At 65.9% G+C, this 12,982-nt stretch carries 9 protein-coding genes and 1 pseudogene; 5 read left to right on the top strand and 5 right to left on the bottom strand.

What is annotated here, in order from left to right:
• The first annotated feature begins 277 nt into the window (after nt 1-277).
• The 4 genes and pseudogenes from ACVWW1_RS09405 to ACVWW1_RS09420 all read left to right on the top strand — a co-directional run bounded on the left by ACVWW1_RS09405 (nt 278) and on the right by ACVWW1_RS09420 (nt 4,592).
• Complete coding sequence (locus ACVWW1_RS09405) at nt 278-1,294, top strand: ABC transporter substrate-binding protein (RefSeq protein ID WP_456655591.1); 1,017 nt, start codon at nt 278-280, stop codon at nt 1,292-1,294.
• Between the two features lie 287 nt (nt 1,295-1,581).
• Nucleotides 1,582-1,731 carry a hypothetical protein gene (locus ACVWW1_RS09410; RefSeq protein ID WP_176531072.1) on the top strand — a complete coding sequence of 50 codons (150 nt, stop codon included), beginning with the start codon at nt 1,582-1,584 and terminating at the stop codon, nt 1,729-1,731.
• A 136-nt stretch (nt 1,732-1,867) separates the two neighbouring features.
• Nucleotides 1,868-3,055 carry an NADH:flavin oxidoreductase/NADH oxidase gene (locus ACVWW1_RS09415; protein WP_456655592.1) on the top strand — a complete coding sequence of 396 codons (1,188 nt, stop codon included), beginning with the start codon at nt 1,868-1,870 and terminating at the stop codon, nt 3,053-3,055.
• A 186-nt stretch (nt 3,056-3,241) separates the two neighbouring features.
• Nucleotides 3,242-4,592, top strand: a pseudogene (locus tag ACVWW1_RS09420) (S41 family peptidase).
• Nucleotides 4,593-4,666: 74 nt separating this feature from the next.
• On the opposite strand, the gene ACVWW1_RS09425 reads toward ACVWW1_RS09420, so the two are convergent.
• From ACVWW1_RS09425 to ACVWW1_RS09445, 5 genes are all read right to left on the bottom strand, one after another.
• Nucleotides 4,667-7,399 (bottom strand): bifunctional diguanylate cyclase/phosphodiesterase, encoded by a 2,733-nt coding sequence (locus ACVWW1_RS09425; RefSeq protein ID WP_176531075.1) that lies wholly within the window; start codon nt 7,397-7,399, stop codon nt 4,667-4,669.
• A 159-nt stretch (nt 7,400-7,558) separates the two neighbouring features.
• Nucleotides 7,559-8,074: a cyclic pyranopterin monophosphate synthase MoaC gene (gene moaC / locus ACVWW1_RS09430; RefSeq protein ID WP_176531076.1), complete on the bottom strand. Its 516-nt coding sequence runs from the start codon at nt 8,072-8,074 to the stop codon at nt 7,559-7,561.
• 4 nt (nt 8,075-8,078) lie between these two features.
• Entirely contained in the window at nt 8,079-8,900 is an 822-nt protein-coding gene (gene trpC / locus ACVWW1_RS09435) for an indole-3-glycerol phosphate synthase TrpC (RefSeq protein ID WP_176531077.1), read from the bottom strand.
• Between the two features lie 11 nt (nt 8,901-8,911).
• Nucleotides 8,912-9,925: an anthranilate phosphoribosyltransferase gene (gene trpD / locus ACVWW1_RS09440; protein ID WP_456655593.1), complete on the bottom strand. Its 1,014-nt coding sequence runs from the start codon at nt 9,923-9,925 to the stop codon at nt 8,912-8,914.
• Nucleotides 9,926-9,995: 70 nt separating this feature from the next.
• On the bottom strand, nt 9,996-11,897 hold the full coding sequence (locus ACVWW1_RS09445) for a SurA N-terminal domain-containing protein (RefSeq protein WP_456655594.1): 1,902 nt from the start codon (nt 11,895-11,897) through the stop codon (nt 9,996-9,998).
• A 240-nt stretch (nt 11,898-12,137) separates the two neighbouring features.
• On the opposite strand from ACVWW1_RS09445, the gene tpiA reads away from it, so the two are divergent.
• The gene (gene tpiA / locus ACVWW1_RS09450; protein WP_456655595.1) at nt 12,138-12,890 is read left to right on the top strand and encodes a triose-phosphate isomerase; all 753 of its coding nucleotides are present in this window, start codon (nt 12,138-12,140) and stop codon (nt 12,888-12,890) included.
• Nucleotides 12,891-12,982: the final 92 nt, after the last annotated feature.

A 12,982-nucleotide genomic window follows, 5' to 3' on the forward strand; every position in this document is an offset into this window, starting at 1 on the left:
CCGCCTGCATGAGCCAACGGGTCGCGCGAACGCGCGCCCGATGACGGGCTCCGCGACATGCGGGGAGGTCACCGCAAACTGAGAGAGCGGCCCCGGATATCGCTGCGCCCATCCGGGCTACGTTCGCGTCGTCGGATATTGTTTTCCGCGCCAAGCCGTCAATCCTTGGAACGGCTTTTCGCGCGCGCGGCGAAAAACGAAATAGCGTCTCATATACATCGGCGGATTTTCTCCTAAGCTTGCAGGCAATGTAACTGCTGATCAGGAGCCTAAGCCGGTGACCACGCCATTTGTCCTTTCGCGACGTTCTGCGCTCGGCGTGCTCGCCGGAAGTCTGGTTGCGGGAAGTGCGCGCGCGGAAACCGGGGCGGGTGAGGGCGCCGATCTCGTTGGCGTCACCTTGCGGGTGGCGTATTACAAGGGCGGCTGGCGTCCGCTGCTGCAGGCGGCGGGCGAGGACAAGACGCCCTACAAAATCGAATGGAAGGAGCTCAACAACGGGGTGCTCCACATCGAGGCCCTGAACGGCGATGCGCTCGACGTCGGTTCGGGCAGCGAGGTTCCCGCGATGTTCGCCGCGCGCCAGAACGCAAAGGTGCGCTTCATCGCCGTCACCCATGAGGATCTCAACATCCAGGTCACGGTGGCGGCAAAGGACGCGCCGATCCATTCGATTGCCGACCTCAAGGGAAAGCGCGTCGGCTATGTGCGCGCGACCACGGCGCATTACTTCCTCGCGAAACAGCTCGAGGAGGCAGGCCTTGGGTTCGGCGATATCGAGGCGATCAATCTGACGCCGTCCGACGGCTACTCGGCGTTCGCCTCCGGCAAGCTCGATGCCTGGGCGATCTATGGCTACAACGGACAGCTCGCCATCGCCAGGCAGGGCGCGCGGCTGCTCAAGACCGGCGTCGGCTATCTCTCGGGCAATTTCCCGATCTACGCCAATCCGAAGGCCATCGACGATCCGCTGCGCCACGCGGCCGTGAGCGATCTGCTGCTGCGGATCCAGCGCGCCTATGCGTTCGCCAACAAGAATTTTCCCCTCTATGCGGCGGCGCAGGTGGCCGAAACCCATCTGCCGTTGCAGGACATTCTCGACCGGTTCGCCCGCCGCAGCGACGACTTCTCGCTGGCTGGTGTAACGTCTGACGTGCCGGACACCCACCAGAAGGTTGCCGACACCTTCCTCAAGCTCGGCGTGCTCGACGCGCGCGCCGAGGTCGGACAATTCTGGGATACGAGCTTCAACGACGCGATCGCCGCGGGCGCAGTAAGGCTCGTGCGGAGTTGACGGCCACGGTGAGGATGTAGCCCATATGGGCTAGGTGATGGACGGGCAGGTTCCCGGAGATCGCGGCATTCCGGACGAGAAAGTTCCAGCATGGCCGCGCGCGGCTGTGCTGTGCTGCCATGCGGACCGGAGAGCTTGCCGGCCGCGCCAGGTCCGTACGATGATGATCCAGATCACGTTGAATCGAACGCGGGTCGGCCCCGTCAGCGGCCTTCAGGCGCCCCGGAGCCAGTTTTTGTTCGCAGCTGATAATTGTCGCTCATGCGGATTGTTGCTCGGAGCTGAAATTGAATCACGACACGTTGGCCAAGCTCACCGTCACCATCATCGTCCTGGCCGCGCTGCTGGTGTGGCGCGTTGCCGACCAGAGGAAAGTGATCGCATGCGGGGTAGACTGCCCGACGGACCTGTCGGCGAACCGGAAGCCCGCTCAATAGGAACAGCTCGTGGATGGATGTTGCCTCGGTGATGCGCGCCCCGCGCCCCTTTCGGCCATCGTGCAGTGCGTATAACGTCGGCGGCAAATAGAAGATCGGTCCCGCGCGCCAGGTAACGACGTGAAGTGAGGAAGCGATGTCCGACATGCTGCTGTTTTCGCCGATGACCATCCGCGGCGTCACGCTGAAGAACCGCATCGTGGTGCCGCCGATGCATCAATATTCGGCCGAGAAGGGCTTTCCGACCGACTGGCATCTGATGAACGCAGGCAAGTTCGCCGCCGGCGGCGCCGGTCTCGTGATCGTCGAATCGACCAAGGTCGAGCGGCGCGGTTGCGGGACGATCGGCGATCTCGGCATCTGGGACGACAAGTTCATCGCGCCGCTCAGCCGGCTCGTCGGCTTCATCAAGCAGCAGAACGCGGTGGCCGGCATCCAGCTCGGCCATTCCGGCCGCAAGGCGCGCGCAAGCCGCCCCTGGGAAGGCGACCGACCGCTCGAACGCAGCGCCGCAATCGAGGATTGGGACGCCTGGACGCCGGTGGCGCCGAGCGCGATCGCTCATAGCGAGCGCTGGCCGGTGCCGCGCGCGCTGGAAACGCTGGAGGTGAAGGACCTCGTCGCGGCCTGGGGGCAGGCGGCGCGGCGCGCGCACGAGGCCGGGTTCGAGGTGCTGGAGCTGCACGGCGCCCATGGCTATCTCGTGCACGAATTCCTCTCGGAGCGTTCGAACCAACGCAGCGATCAATATGGCGGCTCGGAAGCCAACCGGATGCGCTTCCTGATCGAGGTGACGGAGGCCGTGCGCGCGCACTGGCCGGATCACAAGCCGCTGTTCGTGCGGCTGTCGGTCGAGGACAATGCCGGCTGGGGTCCGGAACAGAGCGCGCGGCTGGCGGCGATCCTGAAGCCGAAGGGCGTCGACGTGATCGACTGCTCGTCCGGGGGAATCAGCGAGATGGCGCCGATTCTGGGCAAGGAGATCAAATACAACTATCAGGTGCCGCTGGCGGAATATGTCCGCCGGCATGCCGATATCATGACCATGGCGGTCGGCCTGATCATCCATGGTGACCAGGCCGAGCAAATCCTGCGCGACAAACAAGCAGATTTGATCGCGGTCGGCCGGGAAATCCTCAATAACCCCAACTGGCCGATGGATGCCGCGCTGAAACTCGGGGTTGAAGGGCCATTTCGCCATGTTCCTCCGCAGTTTGGCTATTGGCTGGGCACCCGGGCCAAGCGCGGATTCGGGACCCGGCCGTCGACCTGGCAGAGCGGGCTGCGGGAGGCTGGGCCAGAGGCCGACCGGAAGCCGACTTGAGGCTGACGTGGTGCTGACTAAATGCTGATTTTGGGGCTGACCAGGGCATCGTGACAGGACCGTAATGGTCCAGCGACAAGGCGGCCTTGATCCGACCAAAAAGCCGTTGTGTGGTGCCCCCGTCGGGGTGGGGCAGGCGAACGTTGCGGAACGTTGCCGGCCGATAGCGAAAAAGGATCGCGGATAATGCGCAAACATGTTGGCTTCTTCCTCGGGACGGTTGCGGGAGCGTGTCTCACCCTGCTCGTGGCCTCGCCGCAGGGGGCGCATCTGTTCGCCGTCGCCAATGCCGCCGCGCATGCCGACAACACCTATTCGCAGCTCAACCTGTTCGGCGAGGTGTTCGAGAAGATCAAGACCGACTACGTCGAGAAGCCCGAGGACTCCAAGCTCGTCGAAGGGGCGATCAACGGCATGATCTCCTCGCTCGATCCGCACTCCCGCTACATGAACGAGAAGGGCTGGGCGGAGATGCAGGAGACCACGCATGGCGAGTTCGGCGGGCTCGGCATCGAGGTCACGATGGAGGACGGCTTCGTCAAGGTGGTGGCGCCGATCGACGACACGCCGGCTTCGCGCGCCGGCATCATGTCGGGCGACGTGATCACCTCGATCGACGATGAGCAGATCCAGGGCCTGACGCTCGACCAGGCCGTCAACAAGATGAAGGGCGCGCCCAACAGCTCGATCCGGCTGAAGGTCGTCCGCAAGGACGCCGACAAGCCGATTCGAGGTCTCGATTACCCGCGAGATCATCCGCGTCCGCCCGGTGAAGTATCACGTCGAGGGCGGCGACATCGGCTACATCAGGATCACCTCGTTCAACGAGCAGACCACCGAGGGCCTGCGCAAGGCGATCGGCGAGATCCAGAAGCAGGTCCCGCAGGACAAGCTCGACGGCTACGTCGTCGACCTCCGCAACAACCCGGGCGGCCTGCTCGACCAGGCGGTCTCGGTGACCTCGACGCTGATGCAGCGCGGCGAGGTGGTTTCGACCCGCGGCCGCAATCCGGAAGAGACCCAGCGCTTCACCGCCCACGGCGGCGACATGACCAAGGGCAAGCCGCTCGTGGTGCTGATCAATGGCGGCTCGGCTTCGGCTTCCGAGATCGTCGCCGGGGCGCTGCACGACCACAAGCGCGCGACCCTGATCGGGACCCGCTCGTTCGGTAAGGGCTCGGTGCAGACCATCATTCCGCTCGGCGCCGGCAATGGCGCGCTGGCGCTGACCACGGCGCGCTATTTCACCCCGTCGGGTCATTCGATCCAGGCGCTCGGCATCAAGCCCGACATCGAGGTGCTGCAGGACGTGCCGGACGAGTTCAAGACCCGCTCCGAGCTCAAGGGCGAAGCCTCGATGCGCGGCCACCTCTCCGCCGAGGGCGCCGAGCAGACCGGCTCGCAATCCTACGTGCCGCCGGACGAGAAGAACGACAAGGCGCTGGCCGCGGCGTTCAACCAGCTGCGCGGCGTCACCGTGAACGCCGACGCCAAGAACGCGGACAAGGCTGCGCAGAAGCGGCCGGTGCCGAACTAGGCCCATCTCTGCTTCGTCATGCCCGGGTCACGCTCGGGCATGACGCGTTATCGGTCGTCCACACCTTCCGAAGTCTACGCCGCGCCGGCAACAGGTTTGCGCCGACGCGTGGCGGTCGGACCTGCAGCAGGGCCACGGCGATGCCCGGCCAAGAGCTCGCGGATCTGGGCGGCCGGCTTCGGCGGGCTGAACAGATAGCCCTGCATTTCCGAACAGCCGAGCTCGCGCAGCAATTGCTGCTGCTGCGCGGTCTCGACGCCTTCCGCCGTCGTGGTCATGCTGCGCTCGGCGGCGATGTTGACGACGGCCTCGACGATGCCGGCCGAACCTTGCGGATCGGCGATGTCGGTGACGAAGCAGCGGTCGATCTTGATCTTGTCGAACGGGAAACGCTTCAAATAGCTCAGCGACGAATAGCCGGTGCCGAAATCGTCGAGCGCGATCCTGATGCCGATGGCGCGGAGCTGATGCAGCGCGGCCAGCGCCGTCTCGTCGTCGCGGATCAGCACCGCCTCGGTGATCTCAAGCTCCAGCCGGCCCGCCGACAGGCCCGATGCCGCCAGCGCCGCGATCACCTTGAGCGCCAGCGTGCCGGTCCGGAACTGCACCGGCGAGACGTTGACCGCGAGCTTGACGTGATCGGGCCAGTTCACGGCTTCCTTGCAGGCCGTCATCAGCACCCATTCGCCGAGCTGGTTGATCAGGCCGGTCTCCTCGGCGATCGGCACGAAGTCGGCCGGCGAGATCATGCCGCGCACCGGATGGCGCCAGCGCACCAGCGCCTCGCAGCCGGTGATCTCGTTGCTGCGCAGGTCGACGCAGGGCTGGTAATACACTTCGAGCCCGCTGCCCGCGGCGATGGTCTGCCGCAGCTCCATCTCGAGCTCCCGGCGGGCGCGGGCATCGGCATCCATCGCCGGTTCGAAGAAGCGCGAGACGCGCCGGCCGGCCGACTTCGCCGCATACATCGCAAGGTCGGCGTTCTTCAATATCTGGTCGAGATCGGTGCCGTCCTTCGGCGCCAGCGCAATGCCGATGCTGGCGTCGGTCGTGACCTGGTGGCCGAGGCATTGATAGGGCGAGCGGATGACCTCGTAGATGCGCGCGACGAGGTCGGTGACCTCGACCTCGTTCTTCACGCCGGTCTGCACGATCGCGAATTCGTCGCCGCCGAGCCGGGCGACGAAATCGCCGTCGCCGATCACGCCGGATAGCGTCCGCGCAACGGACTTGAGTAATTCATCGCCGACCATGTGGCCGAGCGAGTCGTTGACGCCCTTGAATTCGTCGATGTCGATATAGAGCACCGCGAGCTGGCTGTCGGGGGCGACATGCGGCAGCTCGCGCTTGATCTCCTCGTGGAACAGCGCGCGGTTCGGCAGGTCGGTGAGAGCATCGTAGTGGGCAAGATGCGTGATGCGCTCCTCGGCGCGGCGGCGCTCGGTGACGTCCTCGTGGGTTGCAAGCCAGCCGCCATCGGCCAGCGGCTCGTTGACGACCTGGATCGAGCGCCCGTCGGGCGTCGCGATCACCATGGTGTTGCGGATGCCGACGTCGCGCAGCACGAGGTTGACGTAGCGCTCGACGTCGCCCTGGAACGAGCCCGTCAGGTGGCGATGCACGATGACGTCGCGGAAGCTGCAGCCGGGCCGGATGACGTCGGCGGATAATCCGTACATCTCGATATAGCGCTTGTTGCAGATCACCAGCCGCTGCGCGGCATCGAACAGCAACAGCCCCTGCGTCATGTTGTTGACGGCGGTGTCGAGCCGGAGCTTCTCCAGCGTCAGGCGTTGCTGCTGGGTGCGGTGCTGCTGCAACAGCTTGCGCACCACGAGCGTCAGTAGGATCGCGATCGCCAGCACCGATGCTGCGGTCACCGCGATCAGCATGCCGATCTGCTCGCGCCAGTTGGCGAGTGCCGCTTCCGTGGTGGTCGTGGCGACGACGACGATCGGGAATTTGGCGAGTGCCCGCGACGACACCAGGCGGTCCTTGCCGTCGACCGGGCTGGTCAATCGCGAGGTGCTCTCGGGCTGCTCGAACACCTGCTGCTGACCGGCCGGGCCGGTGCGGAAGTTCTTCCCGATCATCTCCTCGACATGGGGATAGCGCGCCAGCAGCGTGCCGTCGCGATGGTGCATCGAGATCGCGGCGCCTTCGCCGAGCGCAACGGTCGAGAAGAATTTCTCGAAGGTCGCCGGCTCGACGCCGCGGACGAGTACGCCGAGAAACTCGCCGCGTGGGCCGGTCACCTTGCGGGTGATGGCGGTGGTCCAGACTCCGCTGACGCGGCTGACCACCGGGGCGACCAGCATGTCGGGCGAGTAGGGGCTCGATTTGAAAGTCTGGAAGTAGCTGCGGTCGGCGATGCTGACCTGCGGCAACGGCCAGTCGCCTGAGCTGTTGATCAGCATGCCGTCGGCGTCGAACACGTTGAGTCTGCCGACATTGGACAGCGCGTCCATCTTGGACTTGAGCATTGCATGGATGTCCGCGGCCGACATCCGGCGCTTGTAATTCTCCGGTGTCGCGATCCCGTTGTCGCGCATGAACGCGATCAGGTCGCGCTGGACCACCTCGAAATCCTCGAGCTGCTGGTCGAAATGCCGCGCCAGCAGCAACACGGTGTTCTCGAGCTCACGCTCGCTGTTGTGCAGGGCGCGCTCGCGGAAATTCTCGGCCATCAGGGTGGCGCCGATTGCAATCGCGGCCATCAGCACGGCGCCGCCAAGGATCAGCCAGCGGATCGGACCACTGCCGATCACCGAGGTGACGTTGAACGAGGCGCTGCCGTTTTGCTTCATCTGACGCTATCGCTTCCAGGCGTTTCACCCGGAAGTAGCTTTCGCGCACCTCCGGCCCGCGAAAGTCGTATCCAAACGAAATGGAGCGCGGGTTAGCGAGATTGGTTAACGGATGGTTGCGCGTCTTCGCGAAAGGCTATCCCTGCGCATCGGTCGCGATCACTCGGCTGCGTGATAGTGCCCGGACTTGCCGCCGATCTTCTCGACGAGGTGAATGCCTTCGATCCGGATGCCACGATCGACCGCCTTGACCATGTCGTAGATCGTCAGGCAGGCGACCGAAACCGCGGTCAACGCCTCCATCTCGACGCCGGTCGGCCCCGTCACCTTGACACTGGCGCGGACGATGCAGCCGGGCAGCTTCTCGTCGGTGGCGATGTCGATCGTGACCTTGGTCAGGGCCAGCGGATGGCAGAGCGGGATCAATTCCGAGGTCCGCTTCGCCGCCATGATGCCTGATATCCGCGCGGTCGCCAGCACGTCGCCTTTCTTGGCCTGTCCGGACTCGATCAGCGCGAGCGTTGCCTTGCTCATCAGGACGCGGCCTTCGGCGATCGCGGTCCGTTCGGTCGCGGGCTTGGCCGAGACGTCGACCATGCGCGCCTCGCCCTTGGCGTCGATATGGGTGAGGGCGGCGACGGGTCCCTTCGATCCGGCTTTGGTCTTGCGCGCCATCGCGTCAGCGCGTGCCGGTGGCGCGCGGTGCCGCCTGCCGCGTCAGCAAGGCGCGGGTGGCCGCGGTGACGTCCTGCTGACGCATCAGGCTCTCGCCGACCAGGAAAGTCGACATTCCGACGCGCTCGAGGCGGGCGAGGTCCTCCGGCGTGAAGATGCCGCTCTCGCCGACCATCAGGCGGTCGTCCGGGATCAGCGGCGCCAGTGCCTCGCTGGTTGCGAGTGTCGTCTCGAAGGTGCGCAGATTGCGGTTGTTGACGCCGATCATCGGCGAGCGAAGCTTCAGGGCACGGTCGAGCTCGGCGCGGTCGTGGATCTCGATCAGCACGTCCATGCCATAGCCGAGCGCGGCGTCCTCGATCTCGCAGGCCGCCGCATCGTCGAGCGCGGCCATGATGATCAGGATGCAGTCGGCGCCGTGGGCACGCGCCTCCGCCACCTGATAGGTGTCGAACATGAAGTCCTTGCGCAGCACCGGCAGATTGGTCGCCGTGCGGGCCGCGACCATGAAGTCGAGATGGCCCTGGAACGACGGCGCATCCGTCAGTACCGACAGGCACGCCGCGCCACCCGCCTCATAAGCCTTCGCGAGCACGGGCGGATCGAAGTCGGCCCGGATCAACCCCTTGGAGGGCGAGGCCTTCTTCACCTCCGCGATCAGCGCGTAGTCGCCGCGTGCATGCTTGTCCTTCAGGGCGCGGACGAAGCCGCGTGGAGCTGAGGCCGCTTTCGCCCGCGCCTCGACCTCGGCGAGCGGACGCGCGCGCTTCGCGGCGGCGATCTCCTCGCGCTTGTAAGCCTCGATCTTGGTCAGGATGTCGGACATGTCCCGCGCTCTCAGCCGTTGGAAACCGCGACCAGGTGCTTCAGCCGCGCCGCGGCCGCGCCGCTGTCGAGCGACTGGGCGCCGATCGCCACGCCTTCCTTCAAATCCTTGGCACGGCCGGCCACGATCAGCGCGGCGGCCGCGTTGAGCAAAGCGACGTCGCGATAGGCGCTCGGCTTGCCCTGGAGCACGCTCGACAGCGCGATCGCATTGGCGTCGGCATCACCGCCCTTCAGCGCCTCGCCGCCGACGCGGCCGAGGCCCGCCTCCTCAGGCGTCACCTCGAATGTCCTGATCTCGCCGTTCTCGAGCGTTGCAACGAAGGTCGGGCCGGTGAGGGTGATCTCGTCGAGGCCATCGGAGCCGTGCACGACCCAGACCTTGTCGGAGCCGAGGTTCTTCAACACCTGCGCCAGCGGCTGCACCCATTGCCGCGAGAACACGCCGACCATCTGCCGCTTGACGCCGGCCGGGTTGGAGAGCGGCCCGAGCAGGTTGAAGATGGTGCGGGTGGCAAGCTCGACGCGGGTCGGGCCGACATTCTTCATGGCCGGATGATGCGAAGGCGCGAACATGAAGCCGATGCCGGCTTCCTTGACGCAGCGCCCGACTTGCGCAGGCGTCAGGTCGAGCTTGACCCCAAGCGAGGCCAGCACATCGGCGGCACCCGAGCGCGACGACAGCGCGCGATTGCCGTGCTTGGCGACGGGCACGCCGGCGCCGGCCACGATGAAGGCCGCGCAGGTCGAGACGTTGACCGAGCCGGAGCCGTCGCCGCCGGTGCCGACGATGTCGACGGCTTCCGCCGGTGCGGTGACCCGCAGCATCTTGCCGCGCATCGCGCTGACCGCGCCGGTGATCTCTTCGACGGTCTCGCCGCGCACCCGCAGCGCCATCAACAGCCCGCCCATCTGCGAGGGCGTGGCTTCGCCCGACATCATGCTGTCGAAGGCGGACGCCGCCTCTTCACGCGTCAGCGTGGCGCCGGTGGCGACTTTTCCGATGATCGATTTCAGGTCGTCCATTCGCTGGCTCAGGGTCTGTTGTTGGAGCTTGGTCGCCGCGCAGCGCGTCGTCGCGCTGTCCCGATCATGCTCAATTATTTGCGCCTGTCACCTGTGCGAAGGCTGCCTGGTTGACGGTCACACCGATGTCGGTCTCGATCTTCGCGACATATTGCGCGACCTGCTCGTCGCTCAACGAGCGCCGCAGCGCCTCGCTGAGCTGCTTGACCTCGTTGGAGGCGAAGTCGACCGGGGGCACCGTCACATCGGTGACGCGGAACACCACCCACTGGCTGCCGCCGGCCGCGGAGGTCTGTCCGTCGCCGTCCTTGGCGGTGCGGAATGCGGCCGCGATCACGCCGGCCGGCACGTTGGGCAGCGTGGCCTCGCGGCGGAAGTTCGCGGCGGTCTCGACCTTGACGCCGGCCGCCGTGGCCTCGTCGGCGAGCTTGGCGCCGCTGTCGAGCTTCTGGACCATCTCGGTCGCCTTGGCGCGCAGCCTGGCGGAGATCTGGTCCTCGCGCCACTTGGCCTCGACCTGGTCGCGGACCTCGTCGAGGGTGCGCTCGCGCGACGGCGTGATGCCGAGCACGTCGTACCAGACATAGCCGTTGTTGAACTGGATCGGGTCGTTGTCGACGCCGACGTCGCTGTTGAAGGCCTGCGACACCACGTCGAGGCCGCGTGGGATGTTTGACGCGACCTGGCCGTTCGGCAGACGTCCCGAGCGATCGATCGCGTCGATGGTGACGGCGGTCAATTTCAGCTTCTGCGCCGCGTCGATGACGCTGGAGCCGCCGCCGCGCTCGTCTTCCATCTTGTCGCGGAGCTCAGCGACATTGGCGCGGGCGCGCTCGGTCGCGATCTCGTTCTTCACCTGCTGCGCAAGGGCCTCATAGCTCGGGGTAACGCCGGGCTCGATCTTGCCGACCTTGACCAGCGCGACGCCGAAGCGGCCCTGGATCGGCTGGCTGACTTCGCCTGCCGGCAGCGCGAAGGCGGCATCGCCGACCGCAGGGTCAAGGATCGCCGACTTCGCGACCAGACCGAGGTTGACGTCGGCGGGATTGAGCTTGCGCTCCTTGGCGATGTCGTCGAACGAGGTGCCCGAGGTGATGCGGGCGCGGGCGGCCTGCGCCTCACCGGCGTCCGGAAACACGATCTGCGAGACCTCGCGCTTCTCCGGCGTGCTGAGCCGGTCCTTGCGCTCCTCGAAGATCTTCTTGGCATCCTCGTCGGACACGGTCTCCCACTTGCCGATTTCTTCCGGCGTGATCGCGACGAAGGCGATCTTGCGGTACTCGGGCGCGCGGAACTGGACCTTGTGGTCCTCGAAATAGGCAGCCAGCGCCTCGGGCGAGGGCGGATCGATGGTGCCGGCCTGCGCGGCGCCGAGCGTGACATAGTCGATCGAGCGCTGCTCGTTCTGGAAACGGGTCAGCGCCTCGACCACGGCCTTGGTCGGCTCGATCCCGGACGAGATGGTGCCGGCGATCTGCCGCCGCAGGCCGACGCGGCGCTGCTCGGCGATGTAGCGGCCCTCGGTGTAGCCGAAGTTGCGGATCACGGACTGGAAGCGCTGTGGATCGAACTGGCCGTTGAGGCCCTTGAAGTTCGGATCGTTGTAGATCGTGCGCAGCACCTCGGCATCGGACTGGTTGAGGCCCATGCGGCGCGCTTCCTCGTCCAGCGCGGCCTCCGCGAGCGTCTGCTGCAGCACCTGGCGGTCAATCCCGAAAGCGCGCGCCTGGTCGGGGGTCAGCGGACGGCCGAACTGGCGGCCAAGCTGCTGCAGCCGGTCGGTATAGATCTGGCGGAACTGCTCGGCCGAAATCTCGGTCCCGCCCACCTTGGCGAAGGTCGACTGGCCAAACCCCTTGAAGATGTCGGCAATGCCCCAAATTCCGAAACTGACGATCAAAACGCCCATCACCACGGCCATAATCGTCTTGCCGAGCCAGTTTGATGAGGCTTTCCGCATTCCTCGAAGCATGGGTCCAACTTGTTTTACAGGAGGGGAACCGGGTCGTACCCAAGTGGGACTAAAAGTCGGGACTTTTTGTCCGGCAGCAGGGCGTCACCGAATTGAAAACGCTTATAAAGTGGCTCGTGTCCCCCCGCAACCTCGGGCGCGCGGGCGGAAGCGTCGCACGGCAGGCGCGAAGCCGCGCTCTGGAAGTCGCCGCCCGGCTCTGATAGCGCAGGGGCACGCTTGAATGATGGGAAATCCGACATGACCGACGCCATCCGGCCGCTGATCGCCGGCAACTGGAAAATGAACGGCCTGAAATCCTCTTTTGCCGAGTTCGACGCGATGCTGGCCGGCGCCGGCGATGTCGCCGGGAAGGCCGATCTCTTGGTCTGCCCGCCGGCGACATTGGTCGGGGCCTTTGCCGACAAGGCGCGCGGCTCGAAGGTCGCCGTCGGCGCCCAGGACTGCCATCCGAAAGCGTCGGGCGCCCACACCGGCGACCTCTCGGCGGAAATGTTTAGGGATCTCGGCGCGGTCGCCATCATCGTCGGCCACTCCGAGCGGCGCGCCGACCATGGCGAGACCGATGCCTTGATTCGGCAGAAGGCGGAGGCAGTGTGGCGCGCCGGGCTGACCGCGATCGTCTGTATCGGCGAGACGCGCGAGCAGCGCGACGCCGGCAGGACGCTCGATGTCTGCGGCACCCAGCTTGTCGGCTCGCTGCCCGACGGCTCGACCGCGGCCAATCTGGTGGTGGCCTATGAGCCGGTCTGGGCGATCGGCACTGGCCTGACCCCGACCGCAGAGGATGTCGAGGAAGTTCACAGGTTTATCCGAGGTCAGCTCACCGATCGCTTCAAGGGCGAGGGAAGCCGGACCAGGATTCTCTATGGCGGCTCGGTGAAGCCGTCGAATGCCGCCGAGCTGATGGCCGTCGCCAATGTCAACGGCGCGCTGGTCGGCGGCGCCAGCCTGAAGGCGTCGGACTTTTTGGCGATCGCCGCTGGCTGTTAAGTGGCCGTGGCCGACGCTATGCCTCCGTCATTGCGAGCGAAGCGAAGCAATCCATGGCTCCGCATATGCGGAAATATGGATTGCTTCGTCGC

The organism is Bradyrhizobium sp. JR3.5, from assembly GCF_054057015.1.